This is a genomic window from Halorientalis salina, from assembly GCF_005049285.1.
In the GTDB taxonomy this organism is placed as follows: Archaea; Halobacteriota; Halobacteria; order Halobacteriales; family Haloarculaceae; genus Halorientalis; species Halorientalis salina.
Genome location: NZ_SOSC01000001.1, coordinates 733,574 through 756,697, shown reverse-complemented (window position 1 = coordinate 756,697; position 23,124 = coordinate 733,574). Strand labels below are relative to the sequence as shown.

The 23,124-nt window shown below is 67.5% G+C and carries 25 protein-coding genes and 1 pseudogene; 18 read left to right on the top strand and 8 right to left on the bottom strand.

Going from position 1 to position 23,124, the window contains the following annotated elements; all coding sequences use genetic code 11:
* Positions 1-24: 24 nt before the first annotated feature.
* The 7 genes from E2481_RS03930 to E2481_RS03900 all read left to right on the top strand — a co-directional run bounded on the left by E2481_RS03930 (position 25) and on the right by E2481_RS03900 (position 7,511).
* Positions 25-495, top strand: coding sequence for a DUF7283 family protein (locus E2481_RS03930; RefSeq protein WP_136715812.1), 471 nt, complete (start codon positions 25-27; stop codon positions 493-495).
* Positions 473-868 (top strand): DUF7285 family protein, encoded by a 396-nt coding sequence (locus E2481_RS03925; RefSeq protein ID WP_136715811.1) that lies wholly within the window; start codon positions 473-475, stop codon positions 866-868. The genes E2481_RS03930 and E2481_RS03925 overlap by 23 nt, the downstream gene beginning before the upstream one ends.
* The gene (locus E2481_RS03920) at positions 865-1,761 is read left to right on the top strand and encodes a DUF7284 family protein (protein ID WP_136715810.1); all 897 of its coding nucleotides are present in this window, start codon (positions 865-867) and stop codon (positions 1,759-1,761) included. Before E2481_RS03925 ends, E2481_RS03920 begins: the two co-directional genes overlap by 4 nt.
* Positions 1,758-4,871: a DUF7286 family protein gene (locus tag E2481_RS03915; protein ID WP_136715809.1), complete on the top strand. Its 3,114-nt coding sequence runs from the start codon at positions 1,758-1,760 to the stop codon at positions 4,869-4,871. Before E2481_RS03920 ends, E2481_RS03915 begins: the two co-directional genes overlap by 4 nt.
* Positions 4,872-4,905: 34 nt before the next feature.
* On the top strand, positions 4,906-5,334 hold the full coding sequence (locus E2481_RS03910) for a DUF5791 family protein (RefSeq protein WP_136715808.1): 429 nt from the start codon (positions 4,906-4,908) through the stop codon (positions 5,332-5,334).
* A 2-nt stretch (positions 5,335-5,336) separates the two neighbouring features.
* Positions 5,337-6,233: an SDR family oxidoreductase gene (locus tag E2481_RS03905; protein WP_136715807.1), complete on the top strand. Its 897-nt coding sequence runs from the start codon at positions 5,337-5,339 to the stop codon at positions 6,231-6,233.
* A 102-nt stretch (positions 6,234-6,335) separates the two neighbouring features.
* Positions 6,336-7,511: a DHH family phosphoesterase gene (locus E2481_RS03900; protein WP_136715806.1), complete on the top strand. Its 1,176-nt coding sequence runs from the start codon at positions 6,336-6,338 to the stop codon at positions 7,509-7,511.
* 9 nt (positions 7,512-7,520) lie between these two features.
* On the opposite strand, the gene E2481_RS03895 is transcribed toward E2481_RS03900, so the two are convergent.
* On the bottom strand, positions 7,521-8,174 hold the full coding sequence (locus tag E2481_RS03895) for a potassium channel family protein (RefSeq protein ID WP_136715805.1): 654 nt from the start codon (positions 8,172-8,174) through the stop codon (positions 7,521-7,523).
* Positions 8,175-8,176: 2 nt separating this feature from the next.
* Positions 8,177-9,631 carry an APC family permease gene (locus E2481_RS03890; RefSeq protein ID WP_136715804.1) on the bottom strand — a complete coding sequence of 485 codons (1,455 nt, stop codon included), beginning with the start codon at positions 9,629-9,631 and terminating at the stop codon, positions 8,177-8,179.
* Between the two features lie 169 nt (positions 9,632-9,800).
* Between E2481_RS03890 and E2481_RS03885 the strand changes: the two genes are divergently transcribed.
* Positions 9,801-10,889 (top strand): aldo/keto reductase, encoded by a 1,089-nt coding sequence (locus tag E2481_RS03885; protein ID WP_136715803.1) that lies wholly within the window; start codon positions 9,801-9,803, stop codon positions 10,887-10,889.
* Between the two features lies 1 nt (position 10,890).
* On the opposite strand, the gene E2481_RS18555 is transcribed toward E2481_RS03885, so the two are convergent.
* Entirely contained in the window at positions 10,891-11,061 is a 171-nt protein-coding gene (locus E2481_RS18555) for an HVO_0758 family zinc finger protein (protein ID WP_169302365.1), read from the bottom strand.
* A 123-nt stretch (positions 11,062-11,184) separates the two neighbouring features.
* On the opposite strand from E2481_RS18555, the gene E2481_RS03880 reads away from it, so the two are divergent.
* The 7 genes and pseudogenes from E2481_RS03880 to E2481_RS03850 form a co-directional block, all read left to right on the top strand.
* Positions 11,185-12,360 carry an MFS transporter gene (locus E2481_RS03880; RefSeq protein ID WP_136715802.1) on the top strand — a complete coding sequence of 392 codons (1,176 nt, stop codon included), beginning with the start codon at positions 11,185-11,187 and terminating at the stop codon, positions 12,358-12,360.
* Between the two features lie 49 nt (positions 12,361-12,409).
* Complete coding sequence (locus tag E2481_RS03875; protein WP_136715801.1) at positions 12,410-13,507, top strand: glycosyl transferase family 2; 1,098 nt, start codon at positions 12,410-12,412, stop codon at positions 13,505-13,507.
* Positions 13,508-13,572: 65 nt separating this feature from the next.
* Complete coding sequence (locus E2481_RS03870) at positions 13,573-14,043, top strand: DUF7109 family protein (protein WP_136715800.1); 471 nt, start codon at positions 13,573-13,575, stop codon at positions 14,041-14,043.
* 160 nt (positions 14,044-14,203) lie between these two features.
* Complete coding sequence (locus tag E2481_RS03865) at positions 14,204-14,803, top strand: NUDIX hydrolase (RefSeq protein ID WP_136715799.1); 600 nt, start codon at positions 14,204-14,206, stop codon at positions 14,801-14,803.
* 159 nt (positions 14,804-14,962) lie between these two features.
* On the top strand, positions 14,963-15,304 hold the full coding sequence (locus tag E2481_RS03860; protein ID WP_136715798.1) for a hypothetical protein: 342 nt from the start codon (positions 14,963-14,965) through the stop codon (positions 15,302-15,304).
* A 141-nt stretch (positions 15,305-15,445) separates the two neighbouring features.
* Entirely contained in the window at positions 15,446-16,225 is a 780-nt protein-coding gene (locus tag E2481_RS03855; protein WP_136715797.1) for a DUF7388 family protein, read from the top strand.
* A pseudogene (locus tag E2481_RS03850) lies at positions 16,198-17,376 on the top strand (NAD(P)/FAD-dependent oxidoreductase); the annotation flags it as partial. The gene E2481_RS03855 and the pseudogene E2481_RS03850, both read left to right, overlap by 28 nt.
* Here E2481_RS03850 and E2481_RS03845 read toward each other — a convergent pair.
* Positions 17,377-17,841 carry an Hsp20/alpha crystallin family protein gene (locus tag E2481_RS03845; protein WP_136715796.1) on the bottom strand — a complete coding sequence of 155 codons (465 nt, stop codon included), beginning with the start codon at positions 17,839-17,841 and terminating at the stop codon, positions 17,377-17,379.
* Positions 17,838-17,996: a DUF7559 family protein gene (locus tag E2481_RS18550; RefSeq protein WP_169302364.1), complete on the bottom strand. Its 159-nt coding sequence runs from the start codon at positions 17,994-17,996 to the stop codon at positions 17,838-17,840. Before E2481_RS18550 ends, E2481_RS03845 begins: the two co-directional genes overlap by 4 nt.
* A 68-nt stretch (positions 17,997-18,064) precedes the next feature.
* Between E2481_RS18550 and E2481_RS03840 the strand changes: the two genes are divergently transcribed.
* Positions 18,065-18,874, top strand: coding sequence for a DUF429 domain-containing protein (locus E2481_RS03840; protein ID WP_169302363.1), 810 nt, complete (start codon positions 18,065-18,067; stop codon positions 18,872-18,874).
* Between the two features lie 13 nt (positions 18,875-18,887).
* Here E2481_RS03840 and E2481_RS18910 read toward each other — a convergent pair whose 3' ends face one another.
* Together E2481_RS18910 and E2481_RS03830 are read right to left on the bottom strand one after the other, a co-directional pair.
* A complete protein-coding gene (locus tag E2481_RS18910) occupies positions 18,888-19,532 on the bottom strand; it encodes a MaoC/PaaZ C-terminal domain-containing protein (protein ID WP_136715794.1) in 645 nt (214 codons plus the stop codon).
* A gap of 64 nt (positions 19,533-19,596) precedes the next feature.
* Positions 19,597-20,421, bottom strand: a complete 825-nt coding sequence (locus E2481_RS03830) for a hypothetical protein (RefSeq protein ID WP_136715793.1) — start codon at positions 20,419-20,421, stop codon at positions 19,597-19,599.
* A 108-nt stretch (positions 20,422-20,529) separates the two neighbouring features.
* Here E2481_RS03830 and E2481_RS03825 point away from each other — a divergent pair, with 108 nt between their 5' ends.
* Positions 20,530-22,299, top strand: a complete 1,770-nt coding sequence (locus tag E2481_RS03825) for a radical SAM protein (protein WP_136715792.1) — start codon at positions 20,530-20,532, stop codon at positions 22,297-22,299.
* 1 nt (position 22,300) lies between these two features.
* Here the strand turns inward: E2481_RS03825 and E2481_RS03820 are convergent, their stop codons facing one another.
* The gene (locus tag E2481_RS03820) at positions 22,301-22,483 is read right to left on the bottom strand and encodes a DUF7836 family putative zinc-binding protein (RefSeq protein WP_136715791.1); all 183 of its coding nucleotides are present in this window, start codon (positions 22,481-22,483) and stop codon (positions 22,301-22,303) included.
* Positions 22,484-22,583: 100 nt separating this feature from the next.
* Between E2481_RS03820 and E2481_RS03815 the strand changes: the two genes are divergently transcribed.
* A complete protein-coding gene (locus E2481_RS03815; protein ID WP_136715790.1) occupies positions 22,584-23,021 on the top strand; it encodes a universal stress protein in 438 nt (145 codons plus the stop codon).
* The last annotated feature ends 103 nt before the right edge of the window (positions 23,022-23,124 follow it).

The following is a 23,124-nucleotide window of genomic DNA, read 5'->3' as shown; positions in this document are numbered from 1 at the left end:
CCGGAAACGCGGCCAGGGCCGGCCATGTTCGATGCACCGGCCGATTCCTGGTATCTCTGGATCGGGGTCGCGACGACGAGCGCCCTCGCGCTCGGTGTCGCGGTCGCCCTGCCGAGTACGGTCCCACCTGACGCAGCGGGGGTAGCAAACACCGTCGACGCCGTCGCGTCGAGTCCGCACGAGGCGACCGGCGAGCACTCGCTGGACGCGACGGGGATCAAACTCGGACCACACCGTGTCGCGCTCCGGAACGACGGCGGCACTGCGCACGCAGCGTTCGCCTACGGCCCCGTGACACCGGTTCGGGAAGATTCTCCCCTGGCTCCCGTACTTACCGGGACGCCACCGGCCACGGCCTTCGCCAACGCCTCGCAGTTTCGGACGGCGACCGCAACGGCACGCAACCGAACGCGGCAGTGGGAACGTATCGACGGAAAACTGATCGTTCGGCGGATATCCTGGGAGGGCGTCGATGTCACGCTGGTCGGGACGTAGGGGACAGGTCGAACCGCTGGCAGCCATCGTCGCCGTGTTCGCAGTGGGTGCCGGTCTCACCGTCTATGCGGGTGTCCTCGACGGGACGCTGCCGGGGCAAGATCGTCAGCGGGTGGCCGGCCCGACGCTCGACCACCTGGAATCGTCGATGGGGGAGAGCGGGATCGTCGAACCGGGGGCACTGTCGGACGCACGGACAGCGACGGCCCCCAATGGGTATCACCTGAACGCGACGCTCGAAACGACGGATAATCGCTGGCATGCTGGCCCCGCGCCGCCGCAGCGAGCTCAGCAGGCGAGCGAACGGGTCAGCGTCCGCATCGCTCCCGGACGCGTCCGGCCCGGTCGACTGACGGTGAGGGTCTGGCGATGAGGCGGCGAGCCACCAGTACCGTCCTCGACGCGGCCCTGTTCCTGCTGTTGGTTGGGGCAGCGGTCGCGACCCTGACACTTCCGATGGGGTCGCTGCCACCTGCAGACGCCGATGGAGCCGACGAGACGGCTGACGTGCTGGCGACGAGCACTGCCGACGTTCGGTACACGCTGGCTCCGGGCGCGCGGCAGGCCCGTTCGGAGGTCGTGACCTTCCCCCGAACCGGCGGCCCACAGTTCCAGCGAACCGCACACGGCACCCTCGCGAGCCACTTGGCCTCGGCCGCGGTCGGGAACCTCACGATGAACGGCGTGCCGGTGGCCCACACCAGGGACGACTTCGAGCGCGCGGTCGCGGACGCGACGCGCAACGCGATCCGAACCCGCGACCATCGCACGCAAGTTCGGGCCGTCTGGGAACCGTACGACGGTGCGCTACTCCGCGGAGCGGTCCGAATCGGGCCGACACCACCACCGTCGGCGGACGTGCACGCAGCGACCCTGACAGTGAACAGCGGGATGCCGGCCACGCGGGGCCGGGCGCGCGCTATGGCCAACTCCACTGGAAACATGAGCGCCGTGGGCGAAGTCGTCGCGACCAGCACTGTCGAGGGCTCGTTCCCGCCGGACGAAACCCGGACGGCACTGCTGGGGGACTATCCGGTCGCCCAACTCGTCACCTATCGCTACGAGCGGTTCGGTCGACTCGTCGGGACGAACGTGACCGCGCTGGCGTTGGCGAACGACGCGACGGCCGCGAACGCTCGACTGGCCGACACCCTCGGCGAGCGGTTGGCGGCGGACATGCGAACGCGCTTCGAGTCGCCGGAGGCCGCTGCGGCCAACGTCACCGTCGATACCGTCCGGATCACCGTCAGGACGTGGTCCCCGTGAGGCTGGCCGACGACGAGCGCGGCCGGGTCCCGTTCGCGCTCGTCGGAATCGTCCTCCTGGTCGCGAGTGCGGCGCTGACAGTGGGAATGCAGCCCGACCGCCCCGCCAGCGAGCCGCCCGTCGACGTGGTGATGGACAGAGCGACGGCCTCGACGACGACCGAACTCCGTACTGCGGTCGTGACGGCGGGCGATGCGGCCGCCCGCGAGCCGGTGCTGTCGCGATCGAACACCACAGCCGGGCGCGTCCTCGACGAGGACGACACCTTCCGGGACTGGCTTCGGGTCCGCATCTACCTGCAGGCGCGCGACCGACTCGCCGACCACGAGATCGAACAGCAGGGCGTCACTGCGACGGCGTCGCTGCCGCCGACGCCGAACGCGAGCGCACTACGGGACGCGAAACGGCGCGTTCACATCGAGCCCGTCGGCGACAACGAGACGAAACTCGAGGTACACGTCGAGAACGTCACGATCACGGCCCGACGCGGGAACCGGACCGTCGGCCGGGAACAGGTGAGTCCCACCCTGACCGTCAGAACGCCCGTGATGGCACTCCACGACGGGGTACAGGAGTTCGAGACGCGACTGGATCGGGGACTGGACAAGCCGGGACTCTCACAGCGATTGACGGGTCGACTGTACGCGCTGACCTGGGCGCGGGGCTACGCCCAGTACGGAAGCGGTGGCGGGGCGATCACGAACGTCCTCGCGAACCGCCACGTCGCGCTGATGACCAACGGCGCGCTCCTTCGTGAACAGCGAACTGCGTTCGGCCGGAGCGACGCGACCGGTCGCAGAGCCCTGAGCGAGGCGATGGTCGACGTCGGACTCTCGGACCTCGTGGCCGAGTCGCCAGTCGAGGGGAAGTGGGTCGATCGGGTCTTTCCGAGTGGGCCACCGGGTGCGAACGTCCCACAGCGGATCGAACGCTACTCTCAGGGCTCCGAGGTACCGGACCCCGGCGAGGAGATGCGCGTCGGCGTCAACGAGACGGCGGACCGCGCCTTCGCCAACGCGGCCGACAGCTCGAACCTCACCAGCGTCCTCCAGTCGGTCTACAGCGTCGACGTGAAGCCAGTCGCCGACGTCGAGAAGATCAGCGGGGACCCGGTGAACTGCAGGCACACCAGGCCGGAGGGGCTCTGGTTTTTCAACGGCTCGACGGGAACCGGCCGGAACGCGGCGTTCGAGACGGTTTCGGCCTCGGTCCCGGACACGGGGTCGAACTGGCACGTGGTGGATTCCGCCGGACGGACGGTTCGGCTGAACGTCACGACCACGTGCCACTGGGTCTCCGAAGAGGCCACCACGACGACTACGGCGACGGAAACGAACCGATTCAGGGTCGACATGGCACTGGTCGGGCGACACGCACACAGCGAGTACGCCCCGGAGCGGCCAATCACTGACATCGAGAACGGCGGCCGGTTCGGTGGTCTCGATCTGTCGAATCTCCACGACCGAGCGGACTCGCAGGTCGTCGATGGACGGGGCGGCTGGAACGGACTCGCCGAACGCGCCGCCAACAACGACCTCGATACGAGTCCGACGGCGATCGAAGCGGACGTTCCGGACGGCCTACGGCGGCAGGCCATCGGGGACATCGTCGACCTCAGATCATCGGTCAGGAACACCTCGGTGACCGTCCAGCGGGGACGGGCCGGGACCTTTCAGGCGAATCCCGCGGGCGAACTCCGGCGGAAACTCGCCGACGAGCGGCTGGGACTGATCTCGGCTTCCGGGGAGTACCGAACGGTCGGGCAGAAAGCCCGCGTCGCGGCTCGCGGTTCGTACGTCAGGGAGACCAGGGAGTTGCTTCGGGACCGACGCGACGACCGCTGGGAGCGACGGGACAATCTCACGTCGGTACTGGAGACGGTCGGTGCCTCGAAGGACCTCGTGGAGAACGCGCTGACCGAACGCCAGGGGGTCGGACGGACCGACGACGCGGGGATCGACGGCGTCGAAGTCACGGCCGTCGACGGTTCGCCGCCGTATCTGACGACGGCGGAAGTCGGCGACGAGTACGTCGAACCGCTCTCCGACGAGACGAGCGTCTACCCGCTGGCCGCGCGGAACGTGAACGTATTCACGAACCCACACGGGGATCTGACGGACACGCTGTTGGGTGCCGTCGGCCTCGGGGAGAAGGTCGGGTTCCGGACGGCTGCCCAGACGCTCTACGGACTCGACGCGGCAACGGCCGTGACCGATGAGGGGGACCTCGGGCGGAACCTGACGGCACAGCGAGCGGAGTTACGGCCCGCAGTCGACGGCAAACTCCAGGTGGTCGAGGAACAGTACCTCCGCAACGCGCTCAGGGAGTCGAACGTCGGCGAGAGCCGGTCGGACCGACTGGCGACGATCGAGGACGGACTCGCCGAGTGGGACACGACGGCCGGGAAGGCACTCGCCGTGACCAATGGCTCGGCTGCGGTAGCGATCGCGACGGAAGCGGTCGACGACAACGAGACGAAGCGTGCGATCGCCCGTTCGAACCTCCAGATGCAGTCGATGCAGGCGACGAGTGCGAAGGAGACGCGAATCGCCCACGGGAAAGTCAACGAGTCGGCCGCGCTCATGCGCCAGGAGCTGGCAGGGAAGCTGAACGACCGCGTGAAAGCCGCGATGAAAAACGGGACGAACGAGGCAGCGGACCGGATCGAAAACCGGCTCGGGAAGTCGATGAACCGCGTGCCGGCCGGCCTGCCGCTCGTTCCAATCGGAACGCCCTGGTGGGCGACGACGAACCTCTGGTACGTCGAGGTCAAAGGCGGATACGACCGGTTCGCCGTCCGGGCCGAAACCGGCGGGGCTGACGCTCCTGGAAACTCCCTTACCTACGTCAGAGACGGTTCCGTGGCTCGACTGGACTTCGACGGCGACGGGGCCGACGAGGCGTTCGGTCGAGCCGAACGCGTCTCCTTTTCGGCCCGGACGGCCGTCGCGATCGTCGTCCCGCCCGGCGCGCAGGGCGTCGGCGACAAGGACGGCAACATGGACGAGCGGTCCGCCGGCTGGTCGAACTGGGACGGCGTCGAGATGGACGAGGGGGACGGGAGCGAGCGACCCGTTCCGTCGAGGTGGCCCGAACGGGACGCAGAGTAACAGTGATTTGTACCGGGATGCCCAATCGGTGAGCATGTTACGAGACGAGTTCGAATCGCCGGCCGAACGGGATCCCGAGGAACTGCGGAGGGCCTACGAGCGGGTCCTCGCCGAAACCGTCGAAACCCAGGGCGTCGACGCAGTCGCCGACGCGACGGACGTCGACGAGGAGACGCTCGATTCGCTCCTGGCTGGCGAGTCCCCGGAAATCACGCTGGAGGAGGCCGCAGCGATCCTCGCGACCGACCCCGACCGACCGGACGCGGACTTCCTCGCCGCCGACGCACGGGACATCCTGATGATGGGTATGAGCGTGGCCGTTCTCGACGTCGAGGCCATCCAGTCGGGAATCAACGCACAGATGGACGCAAAGGAGATCCAGCAGAAAGTCGAGGGTCGCTATCCGATGACGCTGGGAGAGTACGCCGTCCTCCACCAGTTCATCGAGAGCAAGAAAGGATAATCATGCGCGTCGCAATCCTCGGCTGTGGCTACGTCGGACTCGAACTCGGGCGACAGCTGGCCGACGACCACGAGGTCGTCGGCGTCAGGCGATCACAGGACGGTCTCGATGCCATCGAGTCGGCCGGCTTCGAGTCGGTCCAGGCGGACATCACCGAGGCCACCGAACTGGCGTCGGTCCCCGACGCGGACGCCGTCGTCTTCGCGGCCAGTTCCGGCGGTCGCGGTGCCGAGGCCGCCCGCGAGGTCTACGTCGAAGGCCTGCGAACGGCGATCGAGCAGTTCGGCGGTCGCGAGGACTCGCCGGACCGGCTCGTGTACACGTCCAGTACCGGCGTCTACGGCGACCACGGCGGCGACTGGGTCGACGAGGAAACGCCGCTCGATCCGACGACCGAGAAGACGCGAGTACTCGCAGAAGCAGAGCGGGTCGCCCACGAGGTCGCCGCCGACTACGGGATCGACGGGACCGTCGCGCGTTTCGCCGGCCTGTACGGACCCGACCGCTACCGGCTGACTCGGTACGTCGACGGACCAGTGACCGAGGGATTCTTGAACATGATCCACCGCGACGACGCCGCGGGAGCCGTCCGGTATCTGCTCGCGGAGGATCTCGCCCGCGACGAGGCCGTCCTGGTCGTCGACGACGAACCGGTCTCGAAGTGGGCGTTCGCCGACTGGCTTGCCGAGCAGTGTGGCGTGCCCGAGCCGCCCAAGCGGACGAAAGCCGAGCGGCTGGACGACGGCGACCTCTCGGAGGCCGCTCGACGGCGGATACAGACCAGCAAGCGCTGCTCGAACGACCGCCTCCAGGCATTCGGCTACGAGTTCGAATACCCGACGTATCGGCGCGGGTATCGCGCGGCCATCGACGCCTACTGCGCCGGCGAGTACCGGTAACGAAACGGCGAGAAAACACCTCCAGGGAACCTCTCGCGGTGAGTTGCCGGTCTTGGGAAGATGGGGAACCTTCTTACCTCTGCGGGGAGAGAGGTTTCGAGTATGCCACTTGTAGCCGCAGGTGGTGACGACTTACGTGCGGCCGTCGACACTACCGCGGCGTTCGCCCTGGAGAACCCGCTGCTCGGAGTCCTGGCCGTCGTCGTCCTCGCCGTGGTCGTCAGTGGCGCTGGTTGGCTCGCCCTCCGGCTTCGCCGCTCCACTGGCCATCGGTTCAGGCGGCTTCTCGCCTCGCGAGACGAGATCGCAGTGCTGATGCACCCCAACCCGGACCCGGACGCGATGTCGTGTGCCCTGGCGGTCGACGCCATCGCCGACGCTGCCGACACCGACGCGACGATGTACTACGCGGGTCAGATCCGTCACCAGCAAAACCGCGCGTTCGAGACCGTTCTCGATCTGGACTTCGAACGCCTCGACGACGCCAGCGAACTGGCCGCCGAGGACGTCGTCCTCGTCGACCACAACACGCCGCGGGGCTTTTCCGGTGCCGATGGCGTCGAGCCGCTGGCCGTCATCGACCACCATCCCGGCGGCGGCACGGGTCGGAGATTCACCGACGTTCGGACCGACAACGGGGCCTGTGCGACCATTTTCGCCGAGTACGCCCAGTCGATGGGCTGGGACACGATCGACCCGGACGAGGAAGCCGGAGCCGGGGACCTCCCGACGGACGTGGCGACGGGCCTCATTCACGGCATCCAATCTGACACCAAGAGCCTCACGAAGGGTTGTTCACCCGCCGAATTCGAGGCCGCCAGCTACCTCTACGACGGGGTCGACCAGGACGCGCTCGACCGCATCGCGAACCCCGAGGTCGACGCCGAGATCCTGGAGGTCAAGGCCCGTGCGATCACAAACCGCGACGTTCGCACCGCCTTCGCCTTCTCGAACGTCGGCACGGTGAACAACGCCGACGCCATTCCGCAGGCCGCCGACGAACTCCTCCGACTGGAAGGCGTAACCGCTGTCGTCGTCGCCGGCGAGAAAGAGGGAACGGTCCACCTCTCCGGGCGGTCGCGCGACGACCGCGTCCACATGGGCAAGACTCTCCGCGGCGCTGTCGAGGACATCCCGATGGCCGAAGCCGGCGGCCACGCTCGGATGGGTGGCGGTCAGATCTCCCTCGAACACATGGAAGGCATCGGTCCCTCCGCCGGCATGACCATGCCAGAACTGACGGATCGGCTGTTCGACGCGATGTCCGGCGATCTCTGAGGCTCCTTCTCACCCGCGCATCAGTTGCAGCACTTCGTCGACCACGTCGGGTTCGACCGCGACCACGTAGCTCTTGCCCGGGGTGAGCGTCGTGTCCGGGCGGGCGACGCGCTCGCCATCGTCGTCGGAGATGATCAGCGTCCCGTCCGGGAACCGGACCTCCGTGAGCGCTTTTCCGGCCGCGGGCGCGCCCTGCTCGACGCGGATCTGCATGATGTCGAGCGTCCCGGTCACGTCGGCCAGCGTCCGGATGTCGTTCCCGGTGATCTCGTTGGCCGCCACCTGTGCGCCGGCTCGCTCGGGGAAGAGCACGTCGTCGACGAACCGCGTGTAGGCGTCGCCCGTCTCCTGTTCGATGCGGGCGACGGTCCGGACGCCCGGGTTCATCTCCGTCGCCGCCATACAGACCCCGAGGTTGAGTCCCGTCTGGGCGGTGAGGCCGGCGACGACGTCGGCACCGGCGACGTCCGCCTGTTCGAGGATGTCGGGGTTCGTCGCGTCACCCTCGATGACCGTCGCGACCCACTCGTCGGCGATCGCCTCGACGGTGTCCGGGTCGGGTTCGATTATCGTCACGTCGTCACCCCGGTTGGCCAGGATGGACGCTGTTTGGAAGCCGACTCGTCCGCCGCCAGCGATGATCACGTCTAGATTGCTTGTCATGGTTAATCGTCCTCCCCCGAGACCGGAGCGGCCGGCGTCGGGTCGCTGTCGATGTCCCGGGCTGCGCGGAACCGGTTGAGGGCCACGTACGCGACGCCGCCGAGCAGTATCCAGCCGACGCTGAGCACCAGCGCCAGCGGGTCCGTCTGCACCAGGAACACCACGAGCACGACCGTCAACAGCAGGTTCAGTCCGATGCCCAGCAGCGGTGGGATCGGATAGTACGGCATCTCGTAGGGTCGGTTCATGTCCGGGCGTTCCCGTCGCAGTTTGATGACCGCGGCGTTGACGACGATGAAGGAAAGCAGGAAAAAGAGGCTGGACATGTTGCCGGCGCTCTGGGTCGGGAGGGCCACCGATCCGAGCATCACGACGGCGCTCGCGAGGATCGCCACGAAGGGCGTCCCGTAGCGGTGGTGAATCCGGCCGAAACTAGGGAGCAGTTGCCCCTCCCGACCCATCGAGAACGCGACGCGCGAGGAAGCGATGACCACGGCGTTCAGCGCCGTCAGCGTCGAGAAGACGGCACCGAAGACGATCACCGCCCCGCCGTTCTGAATGACCGGCAGGCCGGTCGGCATGAACTCGGTCGCCGCCTGCGCGATGCCGGCCTCGCCGGCTTCGGCCAGACCCCGCGCGCCCAGCGTCCCAATGGCAACCGTGACCACCGCGATGTAGACGACGAGCGTCGCGGCCAGGCTCAGGAAGATGGCCTTCGGGATGTTCTCGCGCGGGTTCTCGACTTCCTCGGTGACCGTCGTGATGAGGTCGTACCCCTCGAAGGCGATGAACGTCAGGCCCATCGCCGGCAGGATCGCGAGCGGTCCCGTCCCGTCGGTAAAGAGCGGCTGGAACTCGGCACTCGCGAACATCGGCGAGGCGACGCCGAAGCCAACGAAGACGACGAGGATGCTGACCTTCGTGATGGTGAAGATCGTCTCGACGCTCCCGCTGGCCGCCGTCGAGGCGGCGTTGACGGCCACGAACAAGAGGACGGCCACGAACGCGAGCCCGAGGCCCGGCGGGATCCCGACGTCCACGACCGGCAGGGCGATCGCTCCCACCGCTTCCGGTGGGGGGACCAGCTTGTAGACGTGCAACAGTTCGAGGAAGTTCGGCGCGAACCCCAGCGCGTACAGCGCGCCGGCGATCATGTACGCGAACCAGAGCATCCACCCCATCAGGAACGACGGGAGGTCGTCGAAGATCTCCCGGACGAAGGCGTACCCGCCGCCGCTTTTGGGGATCGACGACGCCAGTTCCGCGTACGAGAGGCCGGTAAAGGCAGTGACGACCCCGTTGAGCACGAACACGAGCAACGCCGCCGGCCCGGCCAGTTCGGCGGCCAGTCCCGTCAAGACGAAGATACCGGCCCCGATCATGGCCCCCATTCCGATCATCGTCGCGTCCAGAAGGCCGAGTTCGGCCTCCGGCGAGCGGTTTTGCTGTCCGCTCATCGGCCACCTACCTGTCGTCGACGTGTCCAGGACATCCGTACTGCTAATCCTTACTGACGCGAAAATGAATGTTGTGGAAATTTCGAGGATCTGGGAACCGACAGGCAACCGAGTCGGGTCCCGACCTGCGACCGCCCCGATTTTACCGCCGGCACTCCAACCGAGGGCTATGGCCACCCGAGCGGCAACCTGGGACTACCGCGACGAACACCACGAGCGGTTCGCCCGCACCTACTTCCGGGCGTTCTCCGACTGCGTCGTCTCCTCGATCGGCGTCGGCACATACCTCGGCAACCCGACCGACGCCGCCGACGAGGGGTACCACGACGCCATCGTACGGGCGCTCGAATCCGGTGTCAACGTCGTCGACACCGCCATCAACTACCGCAACCAGCGCAGCGAACGCGTCGTCGGCGAGGCGATCGCGGACGCCGATGTCGACCGCGAGGCCGTCCTCGTCGCGACCAAGGGCGGCTTCGTCGGCTTCGACGGCGACCGACCCGACGACCCCGGCCGGTACGTTCGGGATGAGTACGTCGAACCCGGCATCGTCGACCGCGACGACCTGGCGATGGGACAACACTGTATCGCCCCCGACTACATCGACGACCAACTCGACCGCTCGCTCGCCAATCTCGACCTCGACACCGTCGACCTCTACTACGTCCACAACCCCGAGACGCAGCTGGGGACGCAGAGCCGGGACGCTGTGTACGACCAGCTCGAAGCGACGTTCACCAGGTTGGAGGAGCGAGCCGACGAGGGCGACATCCGCCACTACGGGGTGGCGACGTGGGAGGGCTTCCGCGTCGGGTCGGACCACGACAACTACCTCTCGCTCCCGGAGATCGTCTCGCGTGCCCGTGCGGCCTCGGACCGCGCAGGGACCGACTCGACGCACCTCCGCGCGATTCAACTCCCATTCAACATCTACATGGCCGACGCCTTCACCGTCGACTCCCACGAGGGGGCCGAGGGGCCACAGAGCGCGCTCTGGTTCGCTAACGACGCGGGCCTGGACGTGTTCACGAGCGCCTCGATCATGCAGGGGAAACTCGCCGCGGAGATGCCGGGCGAGGTAGAAGCGAAACTGGACGGCGATACCCGGGCACAGCGCGCCATCAACTTCGCCCGGAGCGCGCCGGGGGTGACGAGTTCGCTCGTCGGGATGGGGTCGCCGGACCACGTCGCGGAGAACGTCGATGCCGGCACTTTCGAACCGCTCGGTGCCGACGCGTTCGACACCGTCTTCGAGTAACCTAGCCGATTCGTTGCCACTCGCGACCGCACTCGGGACAGAACCGGACGGTCCCCATCGCGTCGGGGTCGTTTTTGGTCCCGAGTTCCGTGTCACATTCCGCGCAGTTGAGCCGCTCGTAGGTGTCCTTCTCGATAGCACCGGAGCGCATTCCCTTGCGAACGGATTCCATAGCAGACCGTTCACACGGGCCGGTTATAAACTCCGTGCCGGGCGTCTGACAGGTGTTCGATGAAGCGGGATTTCGATATCGCGTGTCGGAAGGTTTGACTCGGCGGCGGGGGAACGGGTCGACGTGGATCGACGAGAGGTCTTCGGGTCGCTGTGTTCGCTCGTCTTCCTCGTCAACCTCGGCCGCGTGGTCTTCGCGCCCCTGCTGGAACCGCTCCGGAGCGCCTTCGGTGCCAGCGGGACGACGCTGGGACTGCTGGCGACGCTGGCCTGGCTCGGCAGCGCGCTGCCACGGGTTCCCACCGGCTACCTGCTGACGAGAGTGCCCCGACAGCACGTCGTCCTCGCGACCGGTGGGATTCTCACGGCCGCAGCGCTCTTTACCGCCGCCGCGCAGTCGAACCCGGTCCTCATGGTCGGGGCCTTCCTGATGGGGCTGGCCAGCGGCGCGTACTTCATCGCGGCCAACCCGCTCGTCAGCGAACTCTACCCCGACCGCGTCGGCCGCCGCCTCGGCATCCACGGCATGGCGTCGCAACTCGCAGCCGCGGGCGCGCCGCTGTTCGTGACCGCCGCGCTCGTCGTCGGCGACTGGCGGACGACCTTCCAGGGCATCGCGATCGTCGCCGCGCTGGCGACCGCGGGATTCTTCTTGGCGAGTCGGAACGCCGATCTCCCGAAGGCCGGCACCGCCGACCGCGACCTGCTCGCGGCCGTTCGCCACCAGTACCCCATCATCCTGGCCGGCGTCGCCGTCCTCGGGTTCGCCGGCTTCGTCTGGAACGGGCTGTTCAACTTCTACGTCACCTACCTCACGACGACCAAGGCTGTCGGCGAATCGATGGCCAGGAACCTGCTGACCGTCGTCTTCGCCGCCGGTGTCCCCGCGTTCTTCGTCTCCGGTCACCTCGCCGACCGACTGCCGCTCGCTCCCTACCTCTTCGCCATTCTGGTGGGCTTTAGCGGTGCGGTCCTTCTGTTGACGATCACGTCGGGACTGCTCGCGCTGGCGGTCGTCAGCGCCCTCGTCGGCTACGTGATCCACGGCGTCTTTCCCGCGGTCGACACGCTCCTGCTCGGGTCGCTGCCGGACCGTCACCGCGCCAGCGCCTACGCCACCTACAGCGGGAGCATGATGATCGTTCAGGCGACCGGTAGCTCCGCGGTCGGCGCGCTGACCGACGCCGGCTTCGCCTTCGATCTCGTCTTCCGGGCGTTCGCCGCCGCCCTGCTCTGTCTCGTGGTCGTCCTCGTGGCCGTCCACCGACTTGGCTGGTTCCCGTCAGCCGCCCGGGCGTGACGGGTCGAGAACGGCGGACTTTTTCGGGGAGCAGCCTAACGAACGCCCGATGGAATACGTCCAGGAGCGCGTGGCGACGCTCCACGCGTTCTCCGACCGGGTGCCCGACGCGCCCACGGAGAGCGCCGCCGTCGTCGTGCCGCTCACGGAGCGTGAACACGCCAGCCTCGCTGCCGAGCGCGTGCTCACGACGCTCGAACGGGTCGATCCGGCCCGCGTCATCGTCGCCCTGCGCGCCAGTGAAGACTCCGTCGGCACCGTCACCCGATGGCTCGATTCGTTCGAACTCGGCCCAGATGTGCTGTGGTGTAACGCGCCGGAGGTCCGGGACCGCCTCGCGGAAGCCGGACTGAACGGCCCCGCCGGGAAGGGACGGGACGTGTGGCTCGCGCTCGGCCTCGCCGCACAGGAGGAGTACGTCGTCGTTCACGACGCCGACACGGCGACCTACTCCCGCGCCCACGTTCCGCGCCTGCTCTTTCCGCTGGCACAGGGCTACGACTTCTCGAAGGGCTACTACGCTCGCGTCGAGAACGACCGCCTCTACGGCCGCCTCTTTCGCCTGTTCTACACGCCGCTGGTCCGCGCGCTCGACGACGCTCACGAGGACGACATCGTCGACTACCTCGCCAGTTTCCGCTACGCGCTGGCCGGGGAGTTCGCCGCGACCAGCGACCTCGTCCGCTCCCTGCGCGCACAGCGCGGTTGGGGGCTCGAAGTCGGGACGCTTGGCGATGCCTTCGAAGGAACCGGATTCGACGGCACCGCTCAGGTCGACCTCGGACAGCACGAACACGACCACCGCGCCGTCGGTGGCCCGCAGGGGCTGGGTGACATGTGCAGCGAGGTCGGCCGGGCGCTGTTTCAGGTCGTCGAGGACGCCGGTCTCGATCCGGACTACGAGCGACTCCGGGAGGGGTACCGGGACGCGGCCGATCAACTCGTCCGTCAGTACGAGACGGACGCGGTGTTCAACGGGCTCGACTTCGACGCCGCCGGCGAGCGCCAACAGGTCGAGACCTACGCCGACGCGATCGAGTCCCCGGGCGAGGACACGCGGTTGCCCGCCTGGCGCGACACGGATCTGGAACCGGCAGCGGTTCGTGCGGCCTCGGAGGCCGGGCTGGATGGGATCGTCGACCGGTAGCCGGAGCCGACCACGGAGGGCTACCGGACAGAAGCCTCAAGAGGACGCCGACCGCTCGTCGGGGCATGGACCTGACCGGCGACGAACTGGCGGGCGTCGTCGACCTGTTCGGCGCGCTCTCCCGCGAGGAACTCGGGCAAGCGCTGGTGGAACTGGCGTTCAAGCGGGGCGAGGACCGTGAGCCGTCGGCGTTCGATGCTGAGATCGACGACGCGCTCGATACCTACCACCTCGTCGCCGTCGAACGCACAGATCCCGACGAAGACTGGCTCTTCCCGGGCCCCGTCGCCTTTCCGGAACTGGTCGAGGACGCGACCGACCTCCCCCATATCATGGACGTCGAACAGCGGTCGATCGACCGAGAGCGATTGGGCGAAGCGGCCGAGGTGCAGTTCCGGCGAGACACGACAGAGGCAGTCGAGGCGGGGGATGCCGATCGCATCGAGCAACTGCTGGACGTGAGCTACGAACTCGAAGTGTGGGCACCGGTCGAGGTGGCCGAGGAGCGCGACCGGTTGGACAACGTGCTATCGTAGTCAGCAGCAATTTTCACCGTCCAGGAGCGTCAGCGGGCTAGCTCTCTGGCACGAACCGCCCCGTTCGAGTATACAGTGCGCAACGACGTCTGGTGACTACGATAGCATAGCCCAAACCGTTCCCGGGTCAATTAAGAGCGCCCGGACCGACGTTTGTCCTATGGACCTGGAGCGGGTGGTTGCACACGACGCTGTGGGCATCTCTGACGAGGAGCGCGAGGCCGCCGTTCTCGCGCCAGTCATCACCCGTAACGACGACCATTCCCTCCTGTTTACCAAGCGAGCGGACCACCTGGGCGAACACCCTGGCCAGATGAGCTTTCCCGGCGGCGGCCGCGAGCCGAGCGACGACGGGCTCGAAGCGACCGCGCTCAGGGAGGCAAACGAGGAGATCGGCCTCCGGCCCGCCGAAGCGGACATCGTCGGTCGACTCGACGACATCCGGACCGTCACGAGCTACTCCGTCCGACCGTTCGTCGGCCACGTTCCCGACCGCGAGTACGTCCCCGACGAGCGAGAGGTCGCGGAGATCGCCGTCCTCGACATCGGCGATCTCACAGACCTGGACAACTACGAGTCCGAACGCCGCGACCACCCCCACTACGGCGACATCCGCCTGCACTTCTTCCACGTCGACGGCTACACCGTCTGGGGGGCGACCGCGCGCATCCTCGTGCAACTACTCGAACTGTCTACCGATTGGCAGATGCCCGAGGAAGTCGATCGAACGGTGGACCCGGACGCCGATTTCCCGGTGTAACCGGTTCGACGGCGAACGGTGAGTGACGCTCGGCGGACGCGGTCGAAACTGGTGGACTATTTCGACAGACTATCGGAATCCAAAACGTTCGTTCAGTAACTACGACGAAAGTTAATCTTAAAACAGGTTTTTACGGCACGAAACCGTACGTACGAGTGTATGAGTGCGAGTAGATACGAACTGACCGAACCGGTCGCGGGGTTCGAAGAGGGTGACGTTCTGGACGTGACCGCACGGTTTGGAGACTGGCACCTCTACGACCTGAAACTGGAGTCCAGAGCGTCGTCGCGGTCCCGGACGGTCGTCGTCGCCGAGTCGGACGCGGGGTTCAGTGAAGCGGATATTCTCGACGAGACCGCCCGATTCGGTGACTGGCACGAGTATGACCTGACGTTCGACCCAGTGTCGACCGATGACGACGCTCGGAACACCACCGGACGGGTGACACTCACGATGGACGACTTCGAGCGCGCTGTCCGGCCCGTCGACGCGAGCGCGTAGCCACCGTCCGGCCCTTTGTTCGGACCACCTGATCCTGGCTGCCGAAAACGACACCGTTTTGCCGCGAGCGACCGGGATACCCTGTAACTCGCGGGTGTGGCGGGCGCGGTGTCCAGTCACGCGCGACCGGAGGAGACAGGAATGCTAACCGAGGACGTACTGGCGACGGCGGGCATCGATGCGGTCGCGGTGAAACCGACGGAGTGTGACGTCTCCCGGGCCGCCGACCTCGCGGTCGAGACGATCACCATCGACTACGAGGGGCGGGAGGAACTCCCCGATACCGAGACGCTGACCGCGCTGGCCGAGGCGAAGACGGTCCGAGTCACGACGCCGGTCCGGGCCGACGGGTTCGATCCGCTCGGCGACGACGAACTGTGGGACCGGCTTCCCGAGGCCGTCGGGCGAGTCCTCGTGGCCGGACATCCGGCGTATCTGACAGAGGCCGAGCGCGAGCGGTCGGTCGCGCCGCGGCTGGAGGCTGCCAGGAGACGCGCGCCCGACGCCTGGGTCGGGACCGAGAGCATCGAGCGTGTCGCGCTCGCCGTGGGCGGCACCCAGTTCGAGTTGCTCTCGCGGTCGACCGAGCGCGACCTCCACGCGCTGCGGGCGGCCGGATTCGACGGCTCGGTCGCCGTCTACGCGCCGACGGTGCTGTCCGAGGACGAAGACGCCATCTTGGACGCCGTCGGTGCCTACGCGGCTCGCCGGCAACCCGTCCGTGAGGCGCTGCCCGACGACGCCGATACGGACGCGAACGCGGAGGGACGGGCACGGGAAGTCCTCTCGGCGGCCGTCCGGGACTACGCGCTGGTGGGCGACGGGACGAGCGTCAGGTCCCAGGTCGAGACCCTCAGAGAAGCCGGTGCCGACACCGTCGTCGGCTACCCCGCTCGCGGCATCGAGCCGTTCGTAGAATGACGGGCCAACGTGTCGCCGTCGTCGGCGGCGGTGCCGTGGGCGTGACTGCGGCGCGGGACCTCGCACGGGCCGGCGCTGCCGTGACGCTGTTCGAGCGCGGTGCTATCGCGGCGGAGAGTACGGGCCGTGCGGCGGGCATTTGCTACGACGCCGTCGCCGACCGGATCGACGCGGCAGTCGCCGAACGCGCGATGAGCCGGTTCCGAACGCTGGCGTCCGAGACGGACTTCTCGTTCACCGAGCACCCGTACGTCTGGTTCGCCCGCGAGGGCGACGAGGTCCGTGCCGATGCCATCCGCGAGCAGGTGCCACGGATGCAGGCCCGGGACCGTGACGTAGCGATCGTCGACTCCGAGTCCCTCCAGGACCGGTTCCTGTCGCTCCGGACCGACGATATCGCGGTGGCCGCCATCGCACACGACGCCGCCTACACCGACCCGGCGGCCTACGCCGAAATCGTTGCCGAGCAGGCGCGAGCGGCCGGGGCCGACATCGAGACTGGGACGACGGTTTCCCTCGAAAGCACGAACGCTGTCAGGACACCGTCCGCTGTCCGGGAGTTCGATGCGGTCCTCGTCGCTGCCGGGGCACACACGCGCCCGTTGCTGGCCGAGGTCGGCGTTGCGGTGCCGGTCAAGGCCTATCGCGTCCAGGCGCTCGTGACCGAGGCGACGCCGGCCAGTGGCGAAACGCCGATCTGCTACGACGCGACGGCCGGCTTCTACTGTCGGCCGCGCGACGGCGGGTTCCTCGTCGGCGACGGCACGGAGGAACGGGATTTCGACCCCGACGGGTACGACCGGACGGCCGACGAGGCGTTCGAGGCGTCCGCGATGGAGCGCCTGGCCGCGGCGCTCGTTCCGGATACCGACGTGCCGCCGGTCGATCGCTCGTGGGCCGGGCTCTGTACGGCCACGCCGGACCGCGATCCGCTCGTGGGGTCGGTCGCGCCCGACCTGTTCGTCGCGGTCGGCTGGCACGGCCACGGGTTCATGCGAGCCCCGGCGCTGGGCGAGGCGGTCGCGAGAGAGATACGGGAGGGAGAAGACGGGGCCGACGACTGGATCGACGAGGCCCTCGATGCGTTCGACCCATCGCGGTTCGACGGGGACGAGGCGTTCTCGGTCGTCGAAGGGATGACCGTAGACTGATCAGGCGTCCGAGTCGGTTTCTTCGTCGGTCTCGACTTCGGTGGTCACCTCGTCGGTCTCGGTTTCCTCGGTGACGGACATCTCCTGTGCGGACTCGCTTTTGGGAATCCGGATCTCCAGGGTGCCGTTCGTCCGGAGGGTCGCGTCCGCCGAGTCGGGATCCACGTCGGCGTCGGGAGGCAGGGTGATCTGCCCGTCGAGCGAGAGCCCGCGGCCGGGCAGTAGCATCTCGAACCCTTCGTGGAAGTCGCGGAAGCGGTCGAGACGGACCTCGATGGTATTGTTCTCGAACCTGACCTGCACGTCGCTGCTGGTCGATCCCGGCGCGTCGAAGACGGCGAGGTAGGCGTCGTCGCTCTCCAGTAAGTCGACCGGGAGCGGTCGGCGTTCCTGGACGCGACTCGACGCGCGACCGACGGTCTCCATCACGGCGTCGCCGATGGAACGGCCGAGTTCACGAATCATAGCTCGACGGCTTCGAGACAGTCAGTGCCGCCACACATCGGGCACTGCAGGTCCGAGATCGAGAGGTCGTCGTCGATGTCGTACGTGTAGTGGTTCTCGAACATGTCGAGTTCGCACCGCTGAGAAGTACACTTGATTTCCTCGGTCTTTGGCATACGCAGTTGTACGTCCGCGGACACCAAGAATGCCCCGGCTTTTTGCCGACGCTCGCCCACTCGTCCCCATGACCCGAACCCTCCACGGCATCGACTTCAGCGGCGCTCGCCAGGCCGGCCACGGCATCTGGATCGCCGAGGCGGTCGTCGACGGCGACAGTCTCCACATCGAGGGCTGTGCGTCCGCTGCCGACCGCTTCGGCGTCGCCGAACGCGCGCCCTGTCTCGGCTCGCTTCGTGAGTTCCTCCGCGACGCCGAGGTCGTCGGCATGGACTTTCCCTTCGGCGTCCCGGCCGCGGTTCACGGCTGTGACTCCTGGGTAAATTCCCTGGAGTGGGTCGCCACGGTCGCCACCGACGTCGACGGGTTCGAGGAGGCCTGTGTCTCCCGGGCTGAGGATGCGGGAACCGACCGGACGTACCTGCTCCGGGAGACGGACGGCCCCGTCGGGGCGAAATCCCCGTACCACTGGCTCGTCGCCAGCCAGACCTTCTACGGAATCAGGGACGTGCTGGCACCCCTTGCCCGCACCGACGACGTCCGTGTCCGGCCGATGCAGGCCGACGAGGGGGGCAGTGGCGCGACTCAGCTCTGTGAGGTGTATCCGGCGGCGACGCTGGCGACCTGTTCGCTGCCTGCTCGCGAGTACAAGGACGACGACGGTCCCGCACGCGAACGGCGGGCCGAAATCGTCGACGGACTGGAATCGGGGACCCGGATCGAACTCACCGACAGCGTGCGCGGGCAACTGATCGACGACGCGGGCGGCGACGCACTCGACGCGGTCGTCGCGGCGCTGGCGACCGATCGGGCCAGGCGCGCCGACTTCGAACCCGACCGGGAGTACGACCCTACCGAGGGCCACATCTACGTCTGAAGCCGGCCGCGGCTCAGTCGGTGCGCGGCATGTCGTCGATGACGACGGTCGCCGTGCCCTGGATGACGATGTCCTCGTCCTGGTTCTCGACGTGTGTCGCGATCCGGTACCGGTCGTTAGCGAGGATATCGACGATGCGACACCGGGCCGTGAACGTGTCGCCGATGTCGGCGGGCGCGACGAACTCCAGTTCCTGGCTGAGGTAGATCGTCATGCCCGGGAACGCCGCGAGCGCGGCGCTGATGAGGCCCGCGACGAGCGTCCCGTGCACGATTCGGCGGCCGAACCTGGTGTGTTCGGCGAACTCGTCGTTGAGGTGCAGGGCGTTGGTGTCGCTCGTGATGCGTGCGAACTGACGGACCTCCTCGTCGGTGAGCGACCGGGTCAACGACACCTCGTCGCCTACGTCCAGCTGGTTCGGGTCGGCGACGGACAGTTCGAACTCGCCTTCGGTCCCGCCGTAGGGGAGCCGCGGGGTTTCCATCCCCTCGATCTCGCTGAGGAAGGGGAACTCGGCGGACAGATACGTCTGGGGGTCGGACTCGAACTGTTGCTTACAGCCCTCCGAACAGAAGTAGTACTCCACGCCGTCGATTTCGGTGACCGCTGCCGGGTCGTCGGGGTCGACTTCCATGCCACACGCGATGTCGATTGCCATGAAACCGTACCACGCTAACGGTGGTGTGTCTCATAGTGGTACGTTCCCGATACACACGATGTTCTCACCCCTCGCGGGCGACCAGCAGGAAGATACCGGCGAACAGCAGGCCGATAAGTCCGACGTACCAGCCAAGCCTGTCGAGGGCGACGGCACCGACGAGTCCGCCACCGGCGAACGTGAGCGCGAACAGAACCGCGACGACTCGGACCGCCGCGTTCGGGTCGCGCCCTTCGGTCTCGCGGTCGGTCTCGAGGATGGCATCGAGGGCGGCAGTCACGTCGCCGGCGACGGTCGCTGGGACGGCGATACGAGCGGGGACCGTCCCGAAACTCCCGGGACCGCTCGCGTCGAGGGAGACCACGACCAGCGGCCCCACCCGGCGCGTGCCGTAGCCGGTCACGCGAGAGAGGTCCCACTCCCGGTGGCTGCGCTCCATCGTCGCCGCCTCCGGGTCGATGGTGCCACGCGTCGAACAGACGACGCCGACGACGCCGGCCACGAGTCCACAGACGAACAGTGCCCCGGCGAGCAACGGCTCGACCGTCATCGCGCCGGCCAGCACAGCAAACCCGACCACGCCGGCGACGAGCCACTCCCGCAGCGGGGTTCGCCGCTCGCGACCGCTGAAGGGTGCCGGTCGCTGGTCCGCGTCGCGAAGCATGGGCCAGAGGTACAGCAGGGAAAAGGGGCCGCCGACGAGTGCCAGCACGACGACCAGTAACTTGAGTGCCGGGTCCCCGCCGATCAGGAGGACGAGAACCGATAATCCACCCATCGCGAGCATGCCGAAGTACGCGCCGACGACGCTGGCCGCGCCGGCCCGGACCAGCCAGCGGAGCCACGGCTCGGTGGTGTAGTCGTACTCCCACGAGACGGACTCGGCCATCACCGGACCTTCAGCCCCGTCCGGTATGAGTCTGGTGTCACTGAGGGGTCAGGACGGCCGCGATGCCAGTGAGACACCGTTTTAGGAGTCGAGCGAGTACCAGGGGGCATGACAGACCCGGCGACCCTCGACGTGACCATCGTGGACGGCTACGTCGACGAGCCGGCCCACTTCGGCGTGCCGCCCTACATCTCGACGTATCCGCGATACACGGCGGGCGCACTCGTCGACGCCGGCGTCCCACCCGAGCAGATCACCTATCACACCATCGACGCGCTCCGCGAGGACAACCAGCGCTGGCGGGACGTCGAGGAGGCGGACCTGTTCGTCTACGTCGGCGGGATGACCGTTCCCGGGAGCTACGTCGGCGGAACGCCCGCCGAACCCGACGAGGTCCGGAAAATGGCCTGGACCGCCGATGGCACCTCGCTGATGGGCGGTCCCGTCCGCTTCGGCGTCGGCGACGAAAACGCCGGCGCACAGGACATGGAACGGGACGATTTGGACTACGACTTCGTCGCGAAAGGCGACATCGAGGCCGCGGCCTACGACCTCGTCCACGGCGGCATGGAAGGCTTCGGCAACCGGATGCGCGACAACGAGGAGATCGCGCGCTGGGCCCAGCAGGGCGCATTCGTCATCGAACAACACCCCAACCACCCCGACTACCTCATCTGCGAGATGGAGACCTCCCGGGGCTGTCCGTACGGCTGTTCGTTCTGCACGGAACCCCTCTACGGAAACCCGGATTTCCGGCCGACCGAGACGGTCGTCGGCGAGGTCGAGGCCCTCTACGAGCGGGGCGTTCGACACTTCCGCCTGGGCCGGCAGGCCGACATCCTCGCCTACGGCGGCGACGGCGAGAAACCGAACCCCGACGCGCTGCGGGACCTCTACGGCGGCATCCGCGAGGTCGCGCCCGATCTGGAGACGCTCCACCTCGACAACATGAACCCCATCACCATCGTCGAGTGGCCGGAGCTGTCCCGGGAGGGGATCCGGATCATCGCCGAGCACAACACGCCGGGCGATACGGCCGCGTTCGGCCTGGAATCGGCCGACCCGGTCGTTCAGGAGGAGAACAATCTCAACGTGAGCGCCGAGGAGTGTTTCCGGGCGGTCAAGATCGTCAACGAGGAAGGCGGGTGGCGGCCGGGAGGCCCGACCGACGGGAGGGCCTCCGGACGCGCGAGCGGCGCGAGCCGCGAGCGCCGGAAAGAGACAGCACCCAACTTCGGCGACGACGCCGCGAACAGGCTCCCGAAGATCCTGCCCGGCATCAACCTCGTCCACGGGCTGATGGGCGAGCGACCCGAGACGTACGAGCACAACAAACAGTTCCTCCAGCGGGTGTACGACGAGGGGCTGATGCTCCGGCGGGTGAACATCCGCCAGGTGATGGCCTTCGCCGGGACGGACATGAGCGACACGGGCGCGGACATCGCCAAGGAACACAAACAGCAGTTCAAACCCTACAAACGCGAGATCCGCGAGACGATCGACAACCCGATGCTCAAGCGGCTGGCCCCGTCCGGTACTGTGCTCCCGGACGTGCACCTCGAATACCATCAGGACGGGAAGACGTTCGGGCGGCAACTCGGCACCTACCCGCTGCTCGTCGGGATTCCGGGGGAACACGAACTCGGGCAGACGATCGACGCGGCCGTGACCGGCCACGGCTACCGGTCGGTCTCGGGCGTCCCGTACCCCCTCGATATCAACGCGGCGTCGCTTTCCGAACTCCAGGCGATTCCGGGGATCGGGAAACAGACCGCCGGCAACATCGTCGTCGACCGGCCCTACGACTCGGTGAGCGAGGTCGGCGATGTCGACGTCAGCGAGTTCGCGACGGTCCGTCAGTCAGAGGGTGCCGACTGACCTACTCCTGGATGTCCTTGAGGACTTCGAGGTCGCGGTCGGTGCGCATGAACTCGGCGGTGGGGCGCTGTTCGTCGCAGTCGGGGCAGGTGAACGGTTCGGTGCGCTGTGGCAGGTCCATGGGCTTTGCTTCCCAGTCTTTCGAACACGCGGGACAGGACAGTTGAACGAACGCCTCGTTCATACATCTGAATCCGCCGCCCAGGGGTGAAAACCCTTTGGCGGTTCCCGGCGGCGGCGACCAGTGGCCATGTTATAAATCAGCGCCGCGAGTACGGCCCGGTATGTACGACGACATCCTGATTCCGACCGACGGGAGCGAGGGGGCACAGCAGGCCATCGACGAGGCCATCGAACTGGCGAGCCTGACGGACGCGACCGTCCACGCGCTGTACGTGGTCGATACCGGGAACTTCTCGACGCTTCCCGATGCGAAGTGGACCACTATCGAGGACGCGCTCGAACAGGAGGGACAGCAGGCAGTCACGAAGATCACCAACCGGGCGGCCGACGCCGGGCTCTCGGCCGTGACGACCGTCAGGTACGGCACGCCACACGAAGAGATCCTCGACTACGCGGACGCGAAAGGCATCGACCTGATCGTCATGGGCACGCACGGCGAGCGCGGGATCGACCGCGTGTTGCTCGGCAGCGTCACCGAGAACGTCCTCCGGGAGTCCGACCACTCGGTGCTGGTCAAGAACATCGGCGACCGGGACTGAACACGGCGAGCCCTGCCGGCCCGACGGAGCCTCCGACGAGCGTCAGTCAAAGAACCGCTTGTGGGAACAGAAGGTACTTTTAGGCCCTGCCGAAAGGGTCGGG